This is a genomic window from Pseudomonas sp. RIT-PI-o (assembly GCF_001297215.1).
GTDB lineage: Bacteria > Pseudomonadota > Gammaproteobacteria > Pseudomonadales > Pseudomonadaceae > Aquipseudomonas > Aquipseudomonas moraviensis_A.
On sequence record NZ_LHPA01000041.1, the window covers coordinates 149,896 to 171,747 of the forward strand.

The 21,852-nt window shown below is 60.4% G+C and carries 20 protein-coding genes; 5 read left to right on the forward strand and 15 right to left on the reverse strand.

Going from position 1 to position 21,852, the window contains the following annotated elements; genetic code table 11:
* Positions 1-313: 313 nt before the first annotated feature.
* The gene (gene fadD2, locus AEQ63_RS23015; protein ID WP_064364963.1) at positions 314-2,002 is read right to left on the reverse strand and encodes a long-chain-fatty-acid--CoA ligase FadD2; all 1,689 of its coding nucleotides are present in this window, start codon (positions 2,000-2,002) and stop codon (positions 314-316) included.
* 225 nt (positions 2,003-2,227) lie between these two features.
* Between fadD2 and AEQ63_RS23020 the strand changes: the two genes are divergently transcribed.
* On the forward strand, positions 2,228-3,172 hold the full coding sequence (locus AEQ63_RS23020) for an alpha/beta hydrolase (RefSeq protein WP_064364965.1): 945 nt from the start codon (positions 2,228-2,230) through the stop codon (positions 3,170-3,172).
* A gap of 42 nt (positions 3,173-3,214) precedes the next feature.
* Complete coding sequence (locus tag AEQ63_RS23025) at positions 3,215-3,685, forward strand: MaoC family dehydratase (protein WP_003227420.1); 471 nt, start codon at positions 3,215-3,217, stop codon at positions 3,683-3,685.
* Between the two features lie 263 nt (positions 3,686-3,948).
* On the opposite strand, the gene AEQ63_RS23030 is transcribed toward AEQ63_RS23025, so the two are convergent.
* Positions 3,949-4,416, reverse strand: coding sequence for a PA2169 family four-helix-bundle protein (locus tag AEQ63_RS23030; RefSeq protein WP_042607255.1), 468 nt, complete (start codon positions 4,414-4,416; stop codon positions 3,949-3,951).
* Between the two features lie 206 nt (positions 4,417-4,622).
* Between AEQ63_RS23030 and AEQ63_RS23035 the strand changes: the two genes are divergently transcribed.
* Positions 4,623-4,859: a DUF3820 family protein gene (locus tag AEQ63_RS23035; protein ID WP_003227425.1), complete on the forward strand. Its 237-nt coding sequence runs from the start codon at positions 4,623-4,625 to the stop codon at positions 4,857-4,859.
* Between the two features lie 30 nt (positions 4,860-4,889).
* Complete coding sequence (locus AEQ63_RS23040; RefSeq protein WP_064365101.1) at positions 4,890-6,071, forward strand: aminotransferase class V-fold PLP-dependent enzyme; 1,182 nt, start codon at positions 4,890-4,892, stop codon at positions 6,069-6,071.
* Here AEQ63_RS23040 and AEQ63_RS23045 read toward each other — a convergent pair.
* From AEQ63_RS23045 to zwf, 4 genes are all read right to left on the reverse strand, one after another.
* Positions 6,068-6,649, reverse strand: a complete 582-nt coding sequence (locus AEQ63_RS23045; RefSeq protein ID WP_064364967.1) for a hypothetical protein — start codon at positions 6,647-6,649, stop codon at positions 6,068-6,070. The two genes, AEQ63_RS23040 and AEQ63_RS23045, sit on opposite strands and share 4 nt — an antisense overlap.
* Positions 6,650-6,820: 171 nt before the next feature.
* On the reverse strand, positions 6,821-7,486 hold the full coding sequence (locus tag AEQ63_RS23050) for a bifunctional 4-hydroxy-2-oxoglutarate aldolase/2-dehydro-3-deoxy-phosphogluconate aldolase (protein ID WP_016773539.1): 666 nt from the start codon (positions 7,484-7,486) through the stop codon (positions 6,821-6,823).
* A 17-nt stretch (positions 7,487-7,503) separates the two neighbouring features.
* Positions 7,504-8,217, reverse strand: coding sequence for a 6-phosphogluconolactonase (gene pgl, locus AEQ63_RS23055; protein ID WP_064364968.1), 714 nt, complete (start codon positions 8,215-8,217; stop codon positions 7,504-7,506).
* Positions 8,204-9,670 (reverse strand): glucose-6-phosphate dehydrogenase, encoded by a 1,467-nt coding sequence (gene zwf, locus AEQ63_RS23060; RefSeq protein ID WP_042607258.1) that lies wholly within the window; start codon positions 9,668-9,670, stop codon positions 8,204-8,206. The genes pgl and zwf overlap by 14 nt, the downstream gene beginning before the upstream one ends.
* A gap of 226 nt (positions 9,671-9,896) precedes the next feature.
* Between zwf and AEQ63_RS23065 the strand changes: the two genes are divergently transcribed.
* Positions 9,897-10,757, forward strand: a complete 861-nt coding sequence (locus tag AEQ63_RS23065) for a MurR/RpiR family transcriptional regulator (RefSeq protein ID WP_169842436.1) — start codon at positions 9,897-9,899, stop codon at positions 10,755-10,757.
* 208 nt (positions 10,758-10,965) lie between these two features.
* On the opposite strand, the gene AEQ63_RS23070 is transcribed toward AEQ63_RS23065, so the two are convergent.
* The 9 genes from AEQ63_RS23070 to AEQ63_RS23110 all read right to left on the reverse strand — a co-directional run bounded on the left by AEQ63_RS23070 (position 10,966) and on the right by AEQ63_RS23110 (position 21,728).
* Entirely contained in the window at positions 10,966-11,820 is an 855-nt protein-coding gene (locus AEQ63_RS23070; RefSeq protein WP_064364970.1) for a D-hexose-6-phosphate mutarotase, read from the reverse strand.
* A 113-nt stretch (positions 11,821-11,933) separates the two neighbouring features.
* A complete protein-coding gene (locus AEQ63_RS23075; RefSeq protein WP_042607260.1) occupies positions 11,934-13,283 on the reverse strand; it encodes a carbohydrate porin in 1,350 nt (449 codons plus the stop codon).
* A gap of 191 nt (positions 13,284-13,474) precedes the next feature.
* Positions 13,475-14,635 carry an ABC transporter ATP-binding protein gene (locus AEQ63_RS23080; protein ID WP_064364972.1) on the reverse strand — a complete coding sequence of 387 codons (1,161 nt, stop codon included), beginning with the start codon at positions 14,633-14,635 and terminating at the stop codon, positions 13,475-13,477.
* Between the two features lie 2 nt (positions 14,636-14,637).
* Positions 14,638-15,483 (reverse strand): carbohydrate ABC transporter permease, encoded by an 846-nt coding sequence (locus tag AEQ63_RS23085; protein WP_042607262.1) that lies wholly within the window; start codon positions 15,481-15,483, stop codon positions 14,638-14,640.
* Positions 15,476-16,384, reverse strand: a complete 909-nt coding sequence (locus tag AEQ63_RS23090) for a carbohydrate ABC transporter permease (RefSeq protein WP_064364974.1) — start codon at positions 16,382-16,384, stop codon at positions 15,476-15,478. The genes AEQ63_RS23085 and AEQ63_RS23090 overlap by 8 nt, the downstream gene beginning before the upstream one ends.
* A gap of 139 nt (positions 16,385-16,523) precedes the next feature.
* On the reverse strand, positions 16,524-17,825 hold the full coding sequence (locus tag AEQ63_RS23095; protein WP_064364975.1) for an ABC transporter substrate-binding protein: 1,302 nt from the start codon (positions 17,823-17,825) through the stop codon (positions 16,524-16,526).
* A gap of 118 nt (positions 17,826-17,943) precedes the next feature.
* The gene (locus AEQ63_RS23100) at positions 17,944-19,203 is read right to left on the reverse strand and encodes a D-mannose isomerase (RefSeq protein ID WP_064364977.1); all 1,260 of its coding nucleotides are present in this window, start codon (positions 19,201-19,203) and stop codon (positions 17,944-17,946) included.
* Between the two features lie 334 nt (positions 19,204-19,537).
* Entirely contained in the window at positions 19,538-21,007 is a 1,470-nt protein-coding gene (locus AEQ63_RS23105; RefSeq protein ID WP_016773530.1) for an ATP-binding protein, read from the reverse strand.
* Positions 20,997-21,728, reverse strand: coding sequence for a response regulator (locus tag AEQ63_RS23110; RefSeq protein WP_064364979.1), 732 nt, complete (start codon positions 21,726-21,728; stop codon positions 20,997-20,999). The genes AEQ63_RS23105 and AEQ63_RS23110 overlap by 11 nt, the downstream gene beginning before the upstream one ends.
* Positions 21,729-21,852: the final 124 nt, after the last annotated feature.

Genomic DNA, 21,852 nt, shown 5'->3' on the forward strand with positions numbered 1-21,852 from the left:
CATTTGATGCGATTATTATTGGTGTGTGTTTTGTATTGGTGAATCCGGCGTTTTACAGGCCGAGAAGTCACAAAGCGCGCCGAGAGTAGCAGCTTTGCCGAGGGTCGACCAGAGCCAAACGTGGGCCCTACAGTCATATTGATGACTCAAGACTTGCCAGCGGTCATTTTAGAGCAAAAATCCTATTAAACCGTAAAAGCCCCATAGTCAGGGGTGTAAAAGCAAAAGATCGCAGCCTTCGGCAGCTCCTACAAAGGGAACGCATTCCAAATGTAGGAGCTGCCGAAGGCTGCGATCTTTTCGCCTGTGACCTTTATGCGATATCCCGCAACTCGCGCCGCAGAATTTTCCCTACAGGCGTCATCGGCAACGACTCACGCAGCACGATGTGTTTCGGCACTTTGTAGGCGGTGAAATTCTCTTTGCAGTAGGCCTTCAGCTCTTCAAGACTGACACCGGTTTCCCGCGCCACGACAAACAGTTTCACCGCCTCCCCCGAACGCTCGTCCGGCACACCGATCACCGCGCAGTTGGCGACTTTCGGGTGGGCCATGACCACGTCTTCGATTTCGTTCGGATACACGTTGAAGCCGGAGACGATGATCATGTCCTTTTTGCGATCGACGATGCGCACGAAACCGTCCGGGTCGATCACGGCGATGTCGCCAGACTTGAACCAGCCTTCGGCATCGAGCACTTCGGCAGTGGCCTCGGGTTTGTTCCAGTAGCCCTTCATGATCTGCGGGCCTTTGATGCACAGCTCGCCACGCTCGCCCAGCGGCTGCTCGACGCCGTCATCGTTGATGATTTTCACCAGCGTGCCCGGCACCGGCAGGCCCACCGTGCCCAAGCGCGATTGGTCGCCGTAAGGGTTAGTGCAGGCCACCGGCGAGGTTTCGGTCAGGCCGTAGCCTTCGGTGATACGGCAACCGGTCATCTGCTCCCAGCGCTCGGCGGTGGCTTTGACCAGCGCGGTGCCGCCGGAGTTGGTCAGCTTCAGACTGGAGAAATCCAGGGTCTTGAAGTCAGGGTGATCCATCAGCGCGACGAACAAGGTGTTCAAACCCAGTAGCGCAGAGAAGCGCCAGTTCTTCAGTTCCTTGATGAAGCCGGGGATGTCGCGCGGATTGGAGATCAGCACGTTGTGGTTGCCCGACACCATCATGCACATGCAATTCGCGGTGAAGGCATAGATGTGGTACAGCGGCAGCGGCGCAATCATCACTTCCTGGCCCTCGCGCAACAGCGGCTGACCGTCCGGGCCGAGCTGGGCCAGACAGGCACGCACTTGCTGCATGTTCGCCACGAGATTGCCGTGGGTGAGCATCGCGCCTTTCGCCAGGCCGGTGGTGCCGCCGGTGTATTGCAGCACGGCGATGTCCTCGAGGCCGACGCTCAGCGGTTTGATACCCAGGCCACGACCCATGCGCAGCGCGCTTTTGAAGGAGATCGCCTGGGGCAGCGAATACTCGGGAACCAGTTTTTTCACCTTGCTGACCACGGTATTGACCAGCCAGCCCTTGGCGGCGGGCATCAGGTCGCCCATCTTCGCTTCGATCAGGTATTGGATATCGGTGTCGGGCAGCACTTCCTGGACTTTCTGCCCGAACAGATTCAGGTAGACCAACGCACGCGCACCGGAATCCTTGAATTGATGGCGCATCTCGCGCGGCGTGTAGAGCGGGTTGGTGTTGACCACGATCAGCCCGGCGCGCAGCGCGCCGAACACGGCAATCGGATAATGCAGGACGTTGGGCATCTGCACCGCGATGCGGTCTCCCGGCACCAGATCGGTATGGGCCTGCAGATAACCGGCAAACGCCGCGCTCTGGCGCTCGAGCTCGGCGTAGGTCAGGGTGATGCCCATGCTGCTGAACGCGGGGCGGTCAGCGAACTTCTTGCAGGAACGCTCAAACACTTCGATGACCGACTTGAACTCGCCCATGTCGATGTCCAGCGGTACGCCGGCCGGGCGTTTGTCATTCCAGAAATCAGGTTGCATTGTTCTTGTCCTCTTTACCTGAGCCGATCCGGGAGCCGCTTTCTGTCGTTTCTGCTTCGTCCATGGAAGGCGAAAAGCACAAAGCGGAGCTTCACGGACACTAGCAGCTATGGCCATTGAGGCAAATATGACGCAAGCCCTCATTGATCCCGTGAATCTTCGTGCCGTGGCGTGGGCTGATCAGACGCGCTATACACTGTGGCGATGCTGAGCAAAGGAATCGCCATGACCCACGACACCTTCTGGCTGGACGCGAGTGACCGCAGCCGCCTGTACGTCAACCGCTGGCTGCCGGCCACGCCCTTGAAAGCGGTGATTCTCGTCGCCCATGGCATGGCCGAGCACAGCGCTCGCTACGCCCGCCTCGCCGACACGTTTTGCGACAAAGACTATGGCGTCTACGCACCGGATCTGCGCGGCCATGGCCGCACCGCCGACAACGGCACCCTCGGCCATTTCGCCGATGACGATGGCTGGTGCAAGGTCGTTGGCGATCTGGCCAGCCTCAACCAGCACATCGGCCAGCAACACCCCGGCGTGCCGATCATTCTGCTCGGGCACAGCATGGGCAGTTACCTGGCCCAGGCCTATCTGCTGCACCACAGCGCCAGTCTGCACGGGGCGATTCTCAGCGGATCGAATTTCCAGCCAGTGGCCCTGTATCGCGTCGCCCGGCAGATTGCCCGGCTGGAAAAACTGCGTCAGGGCGGCAAGGGCCGCAGCGCGTTGATCGAGTGGCTGTCGTTCGGCTCGTTCAACAATAAATTCAAACCGCTGCGCACCCGTTTCGACTGGCTGAGCCGCGATCCGGCCGAGGTCGACAAATACGCCGCCGACCCGTTGTGTGGCTTTCGCTGTACCAATCAGTTCTGGATCGACCTGCTCGGCGGCTTGCAGCAAATCAGCAAAGCGTCCAATCTCGCGCAAATCGATCCGGGCCTGCCGCTGCTGGTGATTGGCGGCGAATGTGATCCGGTGAGCGAAGGCAAGCGTCTGACTGATCTGGCCAACGCCTTGCGCAGGGCCGGCAGCCAGCACCTGCAACTGAAGATCTACCCGCAGGCCCGGCACGAATTGTTCAATGAAAGCAATCGCGACGAAGTGACCGCCGATGTGCTCGCCTGGATCGATCAGGCCCTGAGCCATCCGCGCCCGCAGCGCAGCGAATAATTTTTTGTGGATTCACTGAATCCGTCACAGGAATCGAAACCGATGACCCAGGTTACCAACATCCCTTACGAAGCCCTCGAAGTCGGCCAGACCGCCAGCTACAGCAAGACTGTCGAAGAGCGCGACATCCAGCTGTTCGCCGCGATGTCGGGCGACCACAACCCGGTGCACCTGGACGCCGAGTTTGCCGCCGCGAGCATGTTTAAGGAACGCATTGCCCACGGTATGTTCAGCGGTGCGCTGATCAGCGCCGCGGTCGCTTGCGAACTGCCTGGGCCGGGCACTATTTATATCGGTCAGCAGATGAGCTTTCAGAAACCGGTAAAGATCGGCGACACGCTGACGGTGCGTCTGGAGATTCTCGAGAAACTGCCGAAATTTCGCGTGCGCATTGCCACTCGCGTATTCAATCAGCGTGATGAGCTTGTGGTGGATGGCGAGGCGGAGATTCTCGCGCCGCGCAAGCAGCAGACGGTGACTTTGCCGACATTGCCGGCGATCAGTATTGGCTGATGGATTGTAGGGTGTCAGGTAGAGCCTTTCCCCCTCACCCCAGCCCTCCCGAAACGTCGGACCGCCCCCAAGGGGGCGAGGGGGAAAGGGAGCAGATTTGAGTGTTTTTCAAATCCTCAATCGACTCGATCATTCAGGTCGATGTTTAGTGATAAGCCCCTCACCCTAGCCCTCTCCCTCCGGGAGAGAGCTAGGGTGAGGGGCTCTTCCTGCGGGCACAAAAAACGCCAGACTAGCTGGCGTTTTTTGTAGCCGACTAACTCTTACGAGTTGGCACGAGCCTGGTTACGCAGGGCTTTCACCTGGTCGTGGTTGCGTTGTACGCCGTGGTACTGACGCTCAACCAGGTCACGAATACCCACCAGATTGTGCTTGGTGATTTTTTCCAGCGCTTCCTTGTAAGCCTTCAGGGCATGGTCTTCACCGCGCTCGGCTTCGTTCAGCACAGCCTCTTCGTCTTTGCCGGTGAACATGGCTTTCACGTCGACCCAGCGACGGTGCAGGTCACCGCTGACGCTGGTGGAAGTTTCCGGATCGCCGCCCAGCGAACGAACGGCCGCTTGCAGCTCAGCTGCGGCAGCGGCGCAATCAGCTGCGCGAGTCACAAACAGGCTTTTCAGCTCTGGGTGCTTGATGTCTTCGGCGCAAGTCTTGAAACCTTCCTGACCGTCCTTGGAGGTTTCGATCAGGTCATTGAGTACCGAGATGGATTCTTTGTTTACGTCAGTCATTTTCCAATTCCTTGCGGTTGGTTGAAGATGCAAGGGATATTGCAGTGTGCGTGCCAGTTTGCTTATTGAGAATAAAACCTTGTTTTTCAGTGACTTATAAAAGATTGAACCATCTGTATGCTGGTTTTTTGCATGATCTGTCATTTGGCCTGCATGCAGAATGCCTGTATTTTCCAGACTGATCTGAAAACCGATGAAGCCAGCTGATGAATCCGGAAAAACTCGAACTGCTGATCACCCGCGAGATGCCTTTCGGCAAGTACAAGGGCCGAATCATTGCCGACCTGCCCGGCCCCTACCTGAACTGGTTCGCCCGTGAAGGCTTTCCCCACGGCGAACTCGGTGGTCTGCTCGCGCTAATGCAGGAGATCGACCACAACGGCCTGTCCGACCTGCTTGAGCCGCTACGCGCCAAACATGGCAAACCCGCCCCGCGCCACTGAAGCGCCCTCCTCTCTTGAGCCATGCCGACCATGCCTGACAACACCCGCCGAGCCCGTGACGAAGCTTTCTGGCAAACCTTTGCCGACCGATACGATGTGCAGCCCGGCCCGGTCAACCTGGAGAACGGTTACTTCGGGCGCCTGTCGCGCACGGTGATCGAGGAATACCAGCGCAACATCGAGCTGATCAACACCAGCAACTCGGTTTACGTGCGCCAGCGCTTTGAACAGCACGACAACCTCGAGATCCGCGCGCAACTGGCCGAACTGATTGGCGTACGCGCGCAAAGCGTGGCCCTGACGCGTAACGCCACCGAAGGCCTGCAATCGCTGATCCGCAATTACAATCGCCTGCAGCCGGGCGATCAGGTACTGATCTGCGACCTCGACTACGACACGGTCAAAGGCGCCATGCGCTGGCTGGCGAAACACCGCGGGGTCGAGGTCATCGAAATTGCCCACCGCCATCCGGCCAGCTTCGAAAGCCTGCTGGAAAGCTACCGCGAGGCGTTCATCCGCCATCCGAAACTCAAACTGATGGCCCTTACCCACGTCACCCACCGCACTGGTCTGGTCATGCCGGTGCAGGCTATCGCCGCGCTGGCCAAAGAGCATGGGGTCGACATTATCCTCGACGGTGCCCACGCCCTCGGCCAGATCGAATTCGATCTGCAAGCGTTGGGCATCGCTTTCGCCGGCTACAACCTGCACAAGTGGATCGGCGCGCCGCTGACCCTCGGCTTCATTTATGTTGCCCCGCAGCGTCTGGCCGACATCGATCCGGACATGGGCGAGATGCATTATCCGGTCACCGACATTCGCGCGCGCACCTCGTACAGCACGCCAGACATCCCGGCGCTGATGACCCTGCCGCTGGTGTTCGAAGAGCACAACGCCCTCGGCGGTGCCGCAGCCAAAAGCGCACGCCTGAATTACCTGCGCAATCTCTGGGTCAGCGCAGTGCGGGACCTGCCGGGCATTGAGGTGCTGACGCCGGATGATCCGCAACTGTATTGCGGGATCACCTCGCTGCGCTTCACTCGTCATGCCGATCAACAGGTCATGGTTGAGCGCCTGCTCAACGAGTTCAACCTGTTCACCGTGGTGCGCACCGGCGCCGCATGCGGGCCGTGCATCCGCGTTACACCGGGGCTGACCACCACGGCTGGCGAAATGGAGCAACTGGTAGGGGCGCTGAACCAGCTGCGCTAGAACGGCACAGCGGAATTTTTTTCGTAGCCTTCAAGGCCAAGCTGCGACGATACGGCGAAGGTGTCGATGCCGAGCGTCTGGCAGGCGAAGGCACCGTCGTCGAGATCCGTGCCGGCGATCGGCTGCAACACCAACCGCAAGGCTTCCTCGGCGGGCACTTCACAGTCGCAGCAGCCGGGCAGGTGCAAGGTGCCGGCCCAGGCTTCGTGGTGAGCCTGGGCGCTTTTGTCGTCGCTGGGGATGTATACGTTCAGGGAAAGGCAAGATGTGCCAAGCGCCGGGCGATCCGGGTAGATGCTGGTGAAACGGACGATGCCCTGGCTGTCGGTCAATTGGCTGCCGCAGAGGCTGGTGTGGCTATCGACACGCTGCCGAATGCGCACCAGCGCGCCGGTAACCGGCTCGCCGGTCATCACATCGACCAGCAACAGACGCAGGATCAGCGGCAGGCCTTCGACCCCCTTGCTGATATTGCGCACCTGGGGTTCGGCTGCTCGGCCATCGGGGCGGCCATGGGTGGCCAGCTTCGGTTGATAAAGGGATTGTGGCGTAAGGGTCAGAGACTGAAGGTCGTCCATGAGGCGTTCTCTCTTCCATAAGATGAACGCAGGTTAACCCCGTGAAACAGCCAGCGTGCGGTAACTATGTATCGCGGCATGTACCGGCGGTTGTTTCAGCGCAAAAAAAAAGGTGCGCCGACCAAGCGCACCATAAAGCCGTAAAGCACACAACGAAGTGTCGGGTAACGATCAGTCCAGCAGCGCCAGAGCTTCGGCGGTGCATTCCTGAATGCGGGCCCAGTCGCCGTTCTTGATCCACTCCGGATCAAGCATCCAGCTACCGCCCACGCACATGACGTTTTTCAGCGCCATGTAGCTCTTGATATTGGCCGGGCCGACGCCGCCAGTCGGGCAGAATTTCACTTCGCCAAACGGACCGCCAAGGGCCTTGATTGCCGCTACGCCACCGCTGACTTCCGCCGGGAACAGCTTGAAGCGGCGATACCCCAGGCCGTAGCCTTCCATGATCCCCGAGGCGTTGCTGATGCCCGGCAACAGCGGGATCGGGCTGTCGACACTGGCTTCGAGCAGGTCGCGGGTGATGCCCGGGGTGACGATGAATTGCGAGCCTGCCGCTTCCGCCGCCGCGAGCATGTTGCGGTCGAGCACGGTGCCAGCACCGGTCATCAGTTCCGGGCGCTGTTCGCGCAGGATCTGGATCGCTTTGAGGCCGAACTGCGAACGCAGGGTCACTTCCAGCGCGGTCAGGCCACCGGCGGCGAGGGCGTCGGCCAGCGGCAGCACGTCCTGTTCGCGGGCGATGGTGATCACCGGCAGGATCCGCGCCTTGGCGCAGAGACTGTCGATCAGGGCAACTTTGTCCGCCATGGAAACGGTCGGGGATGGGGTTGTCATAGCGGCTGTTCCTTGGCTCATGGGCACCAGTAAATCTCTAACGTAGGTTGCAGAAACGCGCGCACCGGCATGGCCGCGACGTCATCGGATGCCAGCGCGGCATTCAGGGTGGTCAGTTTCGATTGACCGGAAATCGACAGAATCTTGTGTTTGGCCGAAGCCAGCAGCGCACGGCTCATGGTCAGGCGCTGACGCGGCACGCTTGGCGCCAGCATCGGCCAGCAACGGCGCATGCCATCGGCTTGCAGGGCTTCGGCGAGGTTCGGGCTGTCGGGGAACAGCGACGCGGTGTGTCCGTCATCGCCCATGCCGAGCACCAGTACGTCGATCGGCGGCAGCTCGGCGAGCAGACGGTCGGCCTGTTCCGCAGCCTGCTCGACATTCGCCGCAGCGCTGTAGAGGCTGAGGAACTGCGCCTTGGCTGCCGGGCCTTTGAGCAAGTACTGCTTGAGCAGACCGGCATTGCTGTCGGCGTGTTCGACCGGCACCCAACGTTCGTCGGCCAGGGTCACAACGACTTTCGACCAGTCCAGTTCCTGTTTGGCCAGATGCTGGAAAAACGCCACCGGGCTGCGCCCGCCGGACACCACCAGCACCGCGTTGCCGCGAGCCGCAATGGCCTCGCTCAATTGCTGGGCAACGTTCAGTGCCAGGCCTTCGGCCAGCAACACCGGGCTGTTGAATTCGCGGGCAGTCACGCCCGTCGGCAGTTGCACATCAGATATCGCCATACCACGACCTCCCGTCCCGCGTGATCAATGCAATGGAGCTCATCGGCCCCCACGACCCGGCCGCATACGGCTTGGGCGCGTCACCGGATTTTTTCCACCCGGCGATCAACTGGTCACACCACTTCCACGCGGCTTCGATTTCATCTTTACGGACAAACAGGTTCTGATTGCCGTTCATCACTTCCAGCAACAACCGCTCGTAGGCATCGGGGATTCGCGCGCTACGCCAGGTGTCGGAGAAGTTCAGTTGCAGCGGCCCGCTGCGCAGTTGCATGCCCTTGTCCAGGCCCTGCTCTTTGGTCATCACCCGCAAGGAAATGCCTTCGTCCGGTTGCAGGCGGATGATCAGTTTGTTGCTGATCTGCAGGCGCTGCTCCGGGGCGAAGATGTAGTGCGACGGTTCCTTGAAATGGATGACGATCTGCGACAGCTTTTGCGGCATGCGCTTGCCGGTGCGCAAATAGAAAGGCACGCCAGCCCAGCGCCAGTTGCGGATATCGGCACGCAGAGCGACGAAGGTTTCGGTGTCGCTCTGGGTGTTGGAATTCGGTTCTTCGAGGTAACCCGGAACGGATTTCCCCTCGCTGTGGCCAGCGATGTACTGGCCGCGCACCACTTGTGTAGTCAGACCTTCCGGGCTGATCGGCGCCAGCGCCTTGAGCACCTTTACTTTCTCGTCACGGATGCTGTCGGCGGACAGGTCGGCCGGCGGGTCCATGGCAATCAGGCAGAGCAGTTGCAGCAGGTGATTCTGGATCATGTCGCGCAGCTGTCCGGCCTTGTCGAAATAGCCCCAGCGGCCTTCGATGCCGACCTTCTCGGCCACGGTGATTTCCACGTGGGAGATGTAATTCTGGTTCCACTGGGTTTCGAACAGGCTGTTGGCGAAACGCAGGGCGATCAGGTTTTGAACGGTTTCCTTGCCCAGATAGTGGTCGATGCGGTACGTGCGGTCTTCCGGGAAGAACTGCGCCACCGCGTCGTTGACCTTGCGCGACGATTCCAGGTCAGAGCCGATCGGCTTTTCCAGGACCACGCGGGTGTTCTCGGCCAGACCGACTTTTTCCAGGTTCTCGCAGATCGCGCCGTACACCGCCGCCGGCGTGGCGAAGTAGGCGATCATGCGCTGACTGTTGCCGGCCAGTTCGGCCAGTGCCACGTAGTCCTCGGCCTTGAGGAAGTCGACGTGCAGGTAGGTCAGGCGCGCGAGGAAGCGCTCGGCCACGGTTTCGTTCAGCTCTTTGCCGACGTAACGGCGCAATTCGGCGGCGATGAACGCCATGTGCTGCTGCTCGCTGCCGGGCTCACGGGCCAGCGCGATGATGCGCGTGTCCTCGTGCAGCAGGTCGGCACCGTCAAGGTGATAAAGGGCAGGAAACAGCTTGCGCAGGGCCAGATCGCCCAGCGCGCCGAACAAGGCAAAGGTGCACGGTTCAACCGTAATGGAAGGCATGATGTTTGTTCTTTTATCAAGTTAAGCTACAAATACCTTTTTTCAAGGCATCACTCAAGGGAAAATGTAGTAATAACCACAACATTTTCCCACAATGCACAATCCGAGTGGTGGTCGCCCGGACGCATCAGTAGGATAGGCCACCGTCCCGGGCCATATCAAAGGCCCAATTTGCATAGCCCGACGCAACTCTGCGTTGGTGAATCAGGAATTCCATATGGACCGCGTGCGAAATTTACTGGAACAGATCCAGAGTCGCCTTGAAGAGCTGAACAAGGCTGAACGCAAGGTCGCCGAGGTGATCCTGCTCAATCCGCAGCAGGCCACCCGCTTCAGCATCGCCGCCCTCGCCCAGGCCGCCTCGGTGAGCGAACCGACGGTCAACCGTTTCTGCCGTTCGTTCGGCGTCAGCGGTTATCCCGAACTCAAGTTGCAATTGGCCCAGAGCCTGGCCAGTGGCGCGGCGTATGTCAGCCGCGCGGTCGAGGCTGACGACAATCCCGAAGCCTACACACAGAAGATTTTCGGCAGCGCCATCGCCTCGCTGGACAGCGCTTGTCAGGCGCTGGACCCGAACCTGATCAGCCGCGCCGTCGACCTGTTGATCCAGGCCCGGCAGATACACTTTTTCGGCCTCGGTGCTTCGGCCCCGGTGGCGCTGGATGCGCAGCACAAGTTCTTCCGCTTCAACCTCGCGGTGACTGCGCATGCCGACGTGCTGATGCAGCGGATGATTGCCTCGGTGGCGCACACCGGTGAGCTGTTCGTGATCATTTCCTACACCGGGCGTACGCGCGAACTGGTGGAAGTGGCGCGGATCGCCCGGGAGAACGGCGCGTCCGTGCTGGGCCTGACGGCGGAGAATTCGCCGCTGGCCAAGGCCAGTACGCTGAGCCTGAACATTCCGCTGCCGGAAGACACCGACATCTATATGCCGATGACCTCGCGGATCATTCAGTTGACCGTGCTGGATGTGTTGGCGACCGGGATGACCTTGCGTCGCGGGGTGGATTTCCAGCCGCATCTGCGCAAGATCAAAGAGAGCTTGAATGCAAGCCGGTATCCGGTTGGGGATGAATTCAACTAAAGATCAAAAGCCCCTCACCCCAGCCCTCTCCCGGAGGGAGAGGGGGCCGATCGAGGTGTCTTGCGCTATACATCGACCTGAATGACCGAGTCGATTATGGATTCACCGACCTTCGTTCAGGTCGGTGGATCTCCTGAATATCCCCCATTCGGTCCCCTCTCCCTCTGGGAGAGGGCTAGGGTGAGGGCCCGCGCTCCAACTGACGTACTCAAGCCGCCGCCCACGCCTGCAAACTCAGATGCGCCTTCTCCCCCGGCGCCAGATGCAGACTGTCCGTCCCGCCCGCCGCCGCTTCCACACAGACAAACTCGGAAATCTCATCCCACGTCACGCCCAACAACGGCCGTGCCCCGGGATGCCAGACCACCGTGTCCGCGCTGTCACCGGTATCAATGCACAACTCACGCTGCCAGGCGTGATCTTTCAGCTGCAATTCGCCGTCATGCTGGAACACCCGCTGACACCCGCCATCCACCCGCAACTCGCCTTCCTGCTGGCAAGACTGGCGGCTCAACTGGTCATAACCCTGTGCGCCTTCGAGGCCAGACAGCGCTATCTCACCGACATCGCCAATACGCCAGTAAGCGTGCAAAGCCTGGCTCAACTGGCACGGCATGTCGTCCTGATGCTCGGTGCTCAGACGTAATTCCATGCGTTCGCCCAGATGCGCGTGCAGGTCGACCTGCCAATCGCACAGCTGCAATTGCCAGTGCAGGCGCACACCATCCTCGGCGCTGCTGCTGTCGAGCAGTTTCCAGTCGAGCAGTCGCGCCCAACCATGGGATGGCCAGGCGTTTTCGCTCGGATGACGGCCATACCAGGGCCAGCACACCGGCACGCCACCGCGAATCGCGCCGACATGCGGCCACTTCGCCGCACACCACAACCACGGCTTCTGTCCACGCGGCTGAAAGTGCAGCAACTGCGCGCCCTGACGACTGAACACCGCCTGACACAGCGGATGATCGATCACCAGCACGTCGCGCATCTGATAGCGCTCCCAGGCGAACACCGGTCGCTCGCGCAGGGATTTGAAGAAGCGTTGCAGCGGATGCTCAGGCATTGGCTACGGTTCCGAATTCAACTTTCATGGGCGGCGCGAACCCTCCAAAAAAAAGCGGACAGCCTGGGCTGTCCGCAAAATGCGCACATAGAGAGGAGCTTATCGCAGACGCGTCAGAACGTTGACTGAATTTTCAGGCCAGCGACCAAAGCGTTATCGACTTCATCCACACCGCCCGGATGGGTGATGTATTGCAGGTTTGGACGCACGGTCAGCCAGTTGGTGACGTGGAAACCGTAGTTCAGCTCGTAGTTGTATTCGGTTTCACGAATCGGCGAGAACGCGGCGTTGTCGTAGTCGGACACACCGTTGGAAGCGTTCAGCAGTTCAGCGTTGCGCTTGACGTCCTTGTTGACGTGGATACGCGCCGCGCCGATACCGATGTCATCCTTCGGACGCGCGTCGAACGGGCCTTTGTAGACAAACATCACCGACTGGTAGTTGTCGATGAAGTTGGTGTCCTTGTCATGGAAGGTCGCGTTGGCAGCGATGTTCAGACCGCGAGTCGCGTCACCGTTGTGGCTGGTGAGTTGCTGTTGCGCGACGAACCAGTAGCCGTGTTTGCTGCTGTGCGACTTGTACTCGTCACCAGTGGTTGCCGCGTCGAAACCGTTGACGTCTTCGCGAACGTCATCGGCATCGGCCGTGCTCTTGTAGTAACCGACGCGGTATTCGCCCGGCAGGCTGTTGACCTTCGGCGACCAGACCAATTCAACCGGCAGCACGGTACCCTTGGTGCCGCTGCCGCTGAGCTTGAAGCCGTTGCCGTGTTCCAGCTGCGACGGGTTCTGGTTGTACGCACCGATTTGCGCATAGAGCTCGTCGTTGATGTTGTACTTCACACGGATCGCGGCCTGGCTGACTGGCCAGTTGTACCAGATGTTGGTCGCCCAGTTACCCACTTGCGAACCGCAGAATGCGAGGTTCTGGAAGTCGCACGGGAAGGTGTTGAAGTCTTCGCCTTCGCCGAAGTAACCGGCCTTGACGTCGAGCTTGTTGTCGAAGAACTGGTGCTGAATCCACAGTTGGGTCAGACGCACCATGTGGCCACGGCCGTAGACTTCCTGCGAGGAGCTGAGGGTGCCGGCACGCGGATCGCCAACGCGGTCGTTGGAGATGTTGTAGCCGTTACGGTTGGTCAGCTGGATTTTCGCTTGCGTGTTGTCCCAGCCCCACAGTTTCTGCAGGTCGAGGGCCACGCCGAGGCCGAACTGGTCGCTGTAGCGGCCGGTCTTGTCGTCGTCATAGCCGCCGTGCAGGTTGGCGCCCATCTCGCCAACGTAGTCGGCCTTGATGTCGATACCCTGCTCGATCAGCTTGGTGCGCTCGCCGCCCCAGTCGCCGGTCATCCACTTGGAGTCGGAGCTGAACGCATCCGCCGCCATTGCATTACCGGCCAGCACCAGTGCAGCTGCCGCTGAAACCTGGCAGATCAACCGGGCATTGACGTGTTTCTTTTTCATCCCTACATCCTCGTCTTTATTGTTATTAACTGTTTTTATCTAACGCGGTTTACATAAATTGCAGTGCTCGACAGGCCGGGCACCGCGTGCTCCTTGTAGGAGTGAGCCTGCTCGCGATAACGGTTTGACATTTAACATCTCTGTCGACTGATACACCGTCATCGCGAGCAGGCTCACTCCTACATTGTTTTTCAGCGCCCTTTGAATTGGGCGACGTTCGCAGACCGCGCATCGGTCTGTGGTTGACCGGCAGTGCCCAGACGCTCGCCGGTATTGGCGTCGAACAACAACACTTTTGATGGATCGAATTGCAGCGTCAGGCTTTCGCCCACCTGCGGAGCCACGTCCGGTGCCAGTCGGCAGCAGACCTTGGTGTCATTCAGGTTGACGAACACCAGGGTGTCCGGCCCGGTCGGTTCCGTGACCTGCACTTCCGCGCGGATGCTTGGCAGGCCATTGCCCTCGCCGTTCGCCAGCACAATCTGCTCCGGGCGCAGGCCGAGGATCACTTCGCGGTCTTCAAGCCCGGCGTCCTGCATGCTCATCGGCAATTCACAACGCGCCTGACCGCTGTCGAGCAGCGCCAGCAGACGACCGTCCTTGCGCTGCAGACGCAGGGGGATGAAGTTCATCGGCGGCGAACCGATGAAGCTGGCGACGAACAGGTTCGCCGGGTCGTTATAGATGTCTTTCGGCGTGCCGAACTGCTGAATTATGCCGTCCTTCATCACCGCGACTTTGTCGCCCAGGGTCATCGCTTCGATCTGGTCGTGGGTCACGTAGACCGTGGTGGTTTTCAGGCGCTGGTGCATCAGTTTCATTTCGGTACGCATCTCGACGCGCAGCTTGGCGTCGAGGTTGGACAGCGGTTCGTCGAACAGGTAGATCTTCGGCCGCCGCGCCAGCGCACGACCCATCGCCACGCGCTGTTGCTGACCACCGGAGAGCTGGCCCGGCTTGCGATTGAGCAGGTGTTCGATCTGCAGCAGCTTGGCCACGCGGGCGACTTCTTCGTCGATCGCTGCCTGCGGCATCTTGCGGATTTTCAGGCCGAACTCGATGTTCTCGCGCACGCTCATGGTCGGGTACAGCGCGTAGGACTGGAACACCATGGCGATGTCACGATCCTTGGGGCTCATGCCGCTGACGTCCTGATCACCGATCATGATCGCGCCGCCAGTGATGGTTTCGAGGCCGGCGATGCAGTTCATCAAGGTCGATTTACCGCAGCCCGACGGGCCGACGAGGATCAGGAATTCACCGTCCTTGATCGACAGTTCGATGTTCTTCAGGGTGTCCGGCAGGCCGGCCCCGTAGGTCTTGTTTACGTTGCGAAGTTCAAGCGTAGCCATGATTACCCCTTGACCGCGCCGGCCGTCAGCCCGCGCACGAAATACTTGCCTGCGACCACATAGACCAGCAGGGTCGGCAGGCCGGCGATCATCGCCGCTGCCATATCCACGTTGTATTCCTTGGCGCCGGTGCTGGTGTTGACCAGGTTGTTCAGCGCCACGGTGATCGGTTGCGAATCACCGCTGGAGAACACCACCCCGAACAGGAAGTCGTTCCAGATCTGGGTGAACTGCCAGATCAGGCAGACCATGATGATCGGCGTCGACATCGGCAGGATGATGCGGCGGAAAATCGTGAAGAACCCAGCGCCATCCAGGCGCGCAGCCTTGACCAGCGCATCGGGAATGCTCACGTAGTAGTTGCGGAAGAACAGCGTGGTGAACGCCAGACCGTAAACCACATGGACAAACACCAGGCCGGTGGTGGTGCTCGCCAGGCCCATCTTGCCGAGGGTGAACGAGGCCGGCAGCAGCACGGTCTGGAACGGCAGGAAGCAGCCGAACAGCAACAGACCGAAAAACAGTTGCGAACCCCGGAAGCGCCACATCGACAGCACGTAACCGTTCAACGCACCGATGGCCGTGGAGATGATTACGGCCGGTACGGTGATCTTGATCGAGTTCCAGAAGTAGCCATCAACCGTGGCCCAGGCCTTGACCCAACCGATGCCGCTGACCACGGTCGGCCAGCTCAGCAGGTTGCCGGTGCTGATGTCTTCCGGGGTCTTGAAGCTGGTCAGCAACATGACCACCAGCGGCACCAGATAGAGAAACACCGCGAAGATCAGCACCGCGTAGATCGCGATACGGCTCAAGCTGATAGCGGGTTTGGCAGCAAGACTAGTCATTACGCTTGGTCCTCAGCTCGGAGTACAGGTAAGGCACGATGATCGCGAGGATCGCACCGAGCATCAGAATCGCACTGGCCGAGCCCATGCCCATCTGGCCGCGACTGAAGGTGAAGGAATACATGAACATCGCTGGCAGGTCGGAGGAATAACCCGGGCCACCGGCGGTCATTGCCGCCACGAGGTCGAAGCTCTTGATCGCGATGTGCGCAAGGATCATTACCGCACTGAAGAACACCGGACGCAGGCTTGGCAGCACGACTTTCCAGTAGATGCGCGGCATGCTCGCGCCGTCGATCTGCGCGGCACGGATGATCGATTGATCGACGCCACGCAGGCCGGCAAGGAACATCGCCATGATGAAGCCCGAGGCTTGCCACACAGCGGCGATCACCAGGCAATAAACCACGCGATCGGGGTCGATCAGCCAGTCCAGACGGAAGCCTTCCCAGCCCCAGTCACGCAACAATTTGTCCAGGCCCATGCCCGGGTTGAGCAGCCATTTCCACGCGGTACCGGTGACGATCATCGAGAGCGCCATCGGGTACAGGTAAATGGTGCGGATAAAGCCTTCGCGCCGGACCCGCGGGTCGAGGAACACCGCCAGCAACACGCCGATCACCAGGGTGATGCCGATGAACATGCCGCCGAACACGGCGAGGTTCTTGCTCGCCACCCACCAGCGATCGTTGTCGAACAACCGCGCGTATTGCGCCAGGCCGGCCCACTTGTAGTTGGGCAGGAAGGTCGACGTGGTGAACGACAGAATGAACGTCCACAGGATGTAGCCATAGAAGCCCACCAGCACGATGAACATGCTCGGCGCCAGCACCAGTTTCGGTAGCCAGCGCTGCAATGCATCGAACGGCGAGGCCTTGCTGAACACAGCAACAGAACTCATGGGGAAATCCACAATAAGGGTTTACGAAAGCATTCCCCTTGTAGGAGTGAGCCTGCTCGCGATTGCGGTGTGTCAGTCACTCAGACGGTGGCTGACAGATTGCTATCGCGAGCAGGCTCACTCCTACAGGGGCCAAGCATTACTTGGCCGACTGAACTGCCGCGCCCAATTTCTTCGCGGCATCGGCCGGGTCGGCTTTCGGGTCGTTGATGTAGTTGGTGACTACGTCAAAGAACGCGCCCTGCACCGCCAGCGTGGTTGCCATGTTGTGCGCCATGCTTGGTTGCAGGCCGCCGGACTTGGCGTCCGCGAGGAAGTCCTTGGCAGAGGTCTGTGCGCAGGAATCGAAGCCGAGCTTGTCCATGTTGTTCAACATGTCATTGCGCACCGGAATCGAGCCTTTGTTGATGCTGAAGACTTTCTGGAAGTTCTCACCCAGCACGACTTTGGCGATGTCCTGCTGACCGGCCGCAGTGCCTGCGTCCTTCTGCTTGAACACGGCCAGCGAGTCGATGTTGTAGGTGAACGCCTTGTCGGTGCCCGGGAACGCTACGCACTCGTAGTCCTTGCCGGCGACTTTCTTGGCGGCGGTCCATTCGGACTTGGCCCAGTCACCCATGATCTGCATGCCGGCCTTGCCGTTGATGACCTTGGCCGCTTCGAGGTTCCAGTCCTGGCCTTTGCCGTCAGCGTCCATGTAGGTCGCGACTTTCTTCAGCTCGGTGAGCGCCTTGACCATTTCCGGGCCGGTCAGCGCCTTGTTGTCGAGATCGACCAGGGCTTTCTTGTAGCCATCCACGCCCATGACCGAGAGCACCACGGCTTCGAACACGGTGCTGTCCTGCCAAGGCTGACCGCCGTGGGCCAGCGGAATGAAGCCCGCGGCTTTCAGCTTGTCGCCGGCGGCGTAGAACTCTTCGAGGGTGGTTGGATTCTTGGTGATGCCGGCTTTCTTGAAGACTTCCGGGTTGATCCACAGCCAGTTCACACGGTGAATGTTCACCGGCACGGCCACGTAATCACCGTCGTACTTCACGGTATCGGAGACTTTCTTGTCGAGCAGGCTGTCCCACTTTTCCGACTTGGCGACGTCTTTCAAAACGTCGGTGTCGAGCAGACCGGTCGACGCCCATTCCTGGATGTCCGGACCTTTGATCTGGGCAACGCCAGGCGGGTTGCCGGCGACGGCGCGGCTCTTCAGCACGGTCATGGCAGTCGCACCGCCACCACCGGCGACAGCGCCGTCCTTCCAGGTGAAACCGTCTTTTTCGACTTGGGCCTTGAGCACATCGACGGCGGCTTTTTCGCCACCGGAGGTCCACCAGTGCACGACTTCGACCGAACCTTTGGAGTCGGCAGCGGAGACACTGAGCGGCAGGATTGCGAGCGGGAACAGGGAGGCGACAGAAATGACAGTAGCGAGGCGAGAAATCGCATTCATTCGAGATGTACCTTTCTTGTTGTTATGCATTGCAAGTCTGGTGCTTGCGCTGCACGGAGTTTAAACAGAGCGTTTCGCTTCGCAGGTAACGAAGGGACGCGTAAATGTCACGACATGGTTACACAGGAACAGGCTGAGATAACCGCGCCAAAGCCGTGGCCATGCTCGGCGCCAGCGACAACCGCGGAATCAGCACAGCCTGCCAGGCGTGATACAGATCGGGCTTGCCCGGCCAGATATCGGCACTGGGCACATTCTGCGGATTGAGTTCGTGGTGCCAACTGCCGTTGCAGCGGTCGATGAAATTCGTCTCACAGAATTCCCAGAACAGTCGGTACCAGGTTTCGTATTGCGCGTCGCCGGTGCGTTTGAGCAAGGCACTGGCAGCGGCGCTGGCTTCGGCATGCGTCCAGTGCAGGCGATGGCGAACGACGGCCTGGTTATCCCAGTCGAGGGTGTAGACGATGCCCGGCGCACCATCGACATCCCAGCCGTGGCGGCAATTGTTTTCAAACAGCTTTTGCGCATCAAGGGCCAGCCAGCCCGGCGTGAGCATACCCGCCTGCCCCCGCGCGGCTTCGAGGTGCAGAAGCAATCGTGCCCACTCGAAACCGTGGCCCGGCGTGGTGCCATACGGACGGAAACCGTCAGCAGGATTGTCGTGGTTGTAGTCGCGCAGCGGCTGCCAGTCACGATCGAAGTGTTCGATGACCATGTAATCATTGGCCGCCGCGTGACCGTGGATCACCCGCTCAACGATGCGCTGAGCACGCACCAGCCAGCGCGGATCTTCGGTGACATCGGCCAGCGCGAGGAATGCTTCGGTGGCGTGCATGTTGCTGTTGGCGCCGCGATAGGCTTCTTCTTCGCCCCAGTCGCGATTGAAGAATTCGCGCATGGCGCCCTCTTCTTCGCTCCAGAAATAGGTGTCGATGATGTCGATCGCATCATCGAGCAAGGCCTGGGAGCCGGGCCGTTGTGCAACCACGGCGGAACTGGCGGCGAGGGCGACAAAAGCGTGCAGGTAGGCGTTCTTGCCGGTGTTGTCATCGCGGTGCCCGGCGACTGCAAACCAGCCGCCGTGCAACGCATCACGCAGCGGCCCGCGCAGGGCGGCGATGCCGTGATCGATCAGCTCGGCGAACCCCGGCAGCCCCTGAATGTGGGCCATGGCGAAGCTGTGGGTCATGCGCGCGGTGTTCATGGTTTCGGCTTGCGCGTGCGCCGGCAGACGGCCGCGCTCGTCGAGATTGCCGAAACCTTCCGGCAGCTTCGAGGCCTTGGCAAAATCCAGCAGACGCAGGCCTTCGGCGGCAAGCCATTGCTGGTGGGCAGGGGCATTCAGCCAACTGCTGAAGTCTGGGTGAAAGGTGTCCATGGAGTGACCCTTTTTTGTTGTTAGGACTGCGGGCAGTCTAAACAACGGGCCGGGGCGGGCTTGTAACGAAGGGGACGGGGTTTGTCACTGCCTTGTGACAAAATAGAAGAGCAAAAGCACCCTCACCCCAGCCCTCTCCCGGAGGGAGAGGGGGCCGACCGAGGTGTCTTGCGTCCTCCGTCGACCTGAACCATCGAGTCGATTATGGATTGGGCAATGCACCGGATCGACTCTGGATTCGACATCGCACGTTCAGGTCGGGGTATCCCTCAAATATCCCCCAATCGGTCCCCTCTCCCTCCGGGCGAGGACTAGGGTGAGGGGCTCTTCGGGGTTAATCCACAGACCGAGGCAACTGCAACGTCACCCGCAACCCACCCTCACGCAGATTCTGCAACGTCACTTCCCCGCCATGGCTATGGGCAATATTGCGCGCAATGCCAAGACCCAACCCATAACCCTGCTGCTGCCCCGCCAACCTGAAGTGCGGTTCGAACACCTGCTCCAACCGCTGCTGCGGCACGCCCGGCCCTTCATCGTCGACGTGCAAAACAAACGCACTGTCATCGTCATCAATGTGCAGGTGCGCGTTCTGTCCATACTTCAAGGCGTTGTCGATCAGGTTGCCGATGCAGCGCTTGAGCGCCAGCGGCTTGCCCGGATACGCCGACAGCGCGCGCCCATGCTGGGTTACGCGACCGTTGCCATTCGGCGCCAGGTACGGCTCGACCAGACAATCGAGGACATGGTTGAGATCCACCGGCTCGATGTTCTCGTGGATGTCGGTGTCTTTCACGCATTGCAACGCGCCTTTGACCAGCAGCTCCAGCTCATCCAGATCGCGGCCGAACTTGGCTTGCAGCTGTTCGTCCTCGAGCAGCTCGACGCGCAAACGCAAGCGGGTGATCGGCGTGCGCAAGTCGTGGGAAATCGCGCTGAACAACTGGCTGCGCTCGGTCAGGTAGCGGCTGATGCGTTCGCGCATGGTGTTGAACGCGCGCCCGACCTCCACCACTTCACTGCCGCCGCCCTCCGCCACTGGCTCGACGTCGGCGCCCAGCGACAGATCCCGCGCTGCCCGCGCCAGACGCTTGAGCGGCCGGCTCTGCCAGTGCACGAGCAGGCCGATGAACAACAACAGAAAGCCGCTGGTCAGGACGATGAACCACACCTGCTGCGCCGGCAGGCCTTGCTCTTCGAGACTGGTGTAGGGCTCGGGCAGCAACGAGGCGATGTACAACCACTCGCCCGGGGCCATCTGAATTTGAGTGACCAGCACCGGCGGGTTCACCGGTTCAAGCGTCAACGCGTAGTGCGCCCAGGAGCGCGGCAATTCATCGAGTTTCAGTCCGGCGTTGAAAATGCGCAGGTCTTCGGGACTGACGAAGGTCACCGAAATATCCGTGTCATGGCCCAGCGACTGGCGCAGCACTTCATCCACCGCTTGCATCACCGCGGCCTTGCGCGGCGTCACTGGCAGCACGTCCATGCCCAAGGGCTTGTCGTTGAGGGTCACGACAAACCGGGTGCCGCCCATGCTGCGCAATTGATCGAGCACCAGCGGTCGATAGGCCACCGGCAAGGAACGGAAATAACTGACGCTGGCGGTCATCGAATGGGCCAGGCTGCGGGCGCTGGTGACCAGGCCTTCGAGCTGGGTGGCGCGCAACTGCGAAACCCAGATCACACTCGACAGCGTCTGTGCGAACAGCACCGCCAGCAGGGTCAGCAGCAACATCCGCCCGAGCAGCGAACGCGGCACCGGAATGCGGTTGGCGAACTTGCGCAGTGACTCAGTGAGCATTGCCGGCAACCACATTGGCTGCCAACTGGTAACCGCTGCCACGCACGGTGCGGATCAGCCGTGGCGGTTTTTCGGTGTCGCGCAGGCGTTGGCGCAAACGGCTGACGGCCATGTCGACGATGCGATCGAGCGGCATCAGATCGCGGCCACGGGTGGCGTTGCCGATGGTGTCGCGGTCGAGGATTTGCTGCGGGTGGTCGAGGAACAGTTTCAGCAGGGCGAAATCGGCGCCGGAGAGGATCACCTCTTCACCGTCAGTGTGGAACAGCCGATGGCTGACCGTGTCCAGGCGCCAGTCGTCAAAGGCCAGCACTTCGCTGCCGCTGCGTTCGTGGGCGAATTGCGCACGGCGCAGCAAAGCCTTGATTCGCGCTTGCAGTTCGCGCGGGCTGAACGGTTTGCCGAGGTAGTCATCGGCGCCGAGTTCGAGACCGATCACGCGGTCGGCTTCGTCGGAACTGGCGGTCAGCATGATGATCGGCACCTGCGCCTGACGGGGATGCTGACGCACCCAACGGCACAGGCTGAAGCCATCTTCGTCGGGCAGCATGACATCGAGGATCACCAGATCGCTCGGCGCCTCGTTGAGCGCCTGACGAAAACCGGCGCCATCGGCGGGGGGCCGCCCCCGAAACCCGGCGCGGGTCAGGTAGGTTTCCAGCAACTCGCGTATTTCCTGGTCGTCATCGACCAACAATATCGACTTGTTGACTGAGCTCACTTCGAAGGCATCCTTGTTGTTGGAGTTGGGGCGGATTATGCCTTAAGCGCTGATTTTACAAACACCACAAAACCACTGTGGGAGCGAGCCTGCTCGCGATAGCGGTTTCACATCCAACGGATTC

What these genes read in the sequence shown, in the direction of transcription:
- fadD2 (WP_064364963.1), bottom strand. Translation starts at nt 2,002, where the DNA reads ATGCAACCTGATTTCTGGAATGACAAACGCCCGGCCGGCGTACCGCTG.
- AEQ63_RS23020 (WP_064364965.1), top strand. Translation starts at nt 2,228, where the DNA reads ATGACCCACGACACCTTCTGGCTGGACGCGAGTGACCGCAGCCGCCTG.
- AEQ63_RS23025 (WP_003227420.1), top strand. Translation starts at nt 3,215, where the DNA reads ATGACCCAGGTTACCAACATCCCTTACGAAGCCCTCGAAGTCGGCCAG.
- AEQ63_RS23030 (WP_042607255.1), bottom strand. Translation starts at nt 4,416, where the DNA reads ATGACTGACGTAAACAAAGAATCCATCTCGGTACTCAATGACCTGATC.
- AEQ63_RS23035 (WP_003227425.1), top strand. Translation starts at nt 4,623, where the DNA reads ATGAATCCGGAAAAACTCGAACTGCTGATCACCCGCGAGATGCCTTTC.
- AEQ63_RS23040 (WP_064365101.1), top strand. Translation starts at nt 4,890, where the DNA reads ATGCCTGACAACACCCGCCGAGCCCGTGACGAAGCTTTCTGGCAAACC.
- AEQ63_RS23045 (WP_064364967.1), bottom strand. Translation starts at nt 6,649, where the DNA reads ATGGACGACCTTCAGTCTCTGACCCTTACGCCACAATCCCTTTATCAA.
- AEQ63_RS23050 (WP_016773539.1), bottom strand. Translation starts at nt 7,486, where the DNA reads ATGACAACCCCATCCCCGACCGTTTCCATGGCGGACAAAGTTGCCCTG.
- pgl (WP_064364968.1), bottom strand. Translation starts at nt 8,217, where the DNA reads ATGGCGATATCTGATGTGCAACTGCCGACGGGCGTGACTGCCCGCGAA.
- zwf (WP_042607258.1), bottom strand. Translation starts at nt 9,670, where the DNA reads ATGCCTTCCATTACGGTTGAACCGTGCACCTTTGCCTTGTTCGGCGCG.
- AEQ63_RS23070 (WP_064364970.1), bottom strand. Translation starts at nt 11,820, where the DNA reads ATGCCTGAGCATCCGCTGCAACGCTTCTTCAAATCCCTGCGCGAGCGA.
- AEQ63_RS23075 (WP_042607260.1), bottom strand. Translation starts at nt 13,283, where the DNA reads ATGAAAAAGAAACACGTCAATGCCCGGTTGATCTGCCAGGTTTCAGCG.
- AEQ63_RS23080 (WP_064364972.1), bottom strand. Translation starts at nt 14,635, where the DNA reads ATGGCTACGCTTGAACTTCGCAACGTAAACAAGACCTACGGGGCCGGC.
- AEQ63_RS23085 (WP_042607262.1), bottom strand. Translation starts at nt 15,483, where the DNA reads ATGACTAGTCTTGCTGCCAAACCCGCTATCAGCTTGAGCCGTATCGCG.
- AEQ63_RS23090 (WP_064364974.1), bottom strand. Translation starts at nt 16,384, where the DNA reads ATGAGTTCTGTTGCTGTGTTCAGCAAGGCCTCGCCGTTCGATGCATTG.
- AEQ63_RS23095 (WP_064364975.1), bottom strand. Translation starts at nt 17,825, where the DNA reads ATGAATGCGATTTCTCGCCTCGCTACTGTCATTTCTGTCGCCTCCCTG.
- AEQ63_RS23100 (WP_064364977.1), bottom strand. Translation starts at nt 19,203, where the DNA reads ATGGACACCTTTCACCCAGACTTCAGCAGTTGGCTGAATGCCCCTGCC.
- AEQ63_RS23105 (WP_016773530.1), bottom strand. Translation starts at nt 21,007, where the DNA reads ATGCTCACTGAGTCACTGCGCAAGTTCGCCAACCGCATTCCGGTGCCG.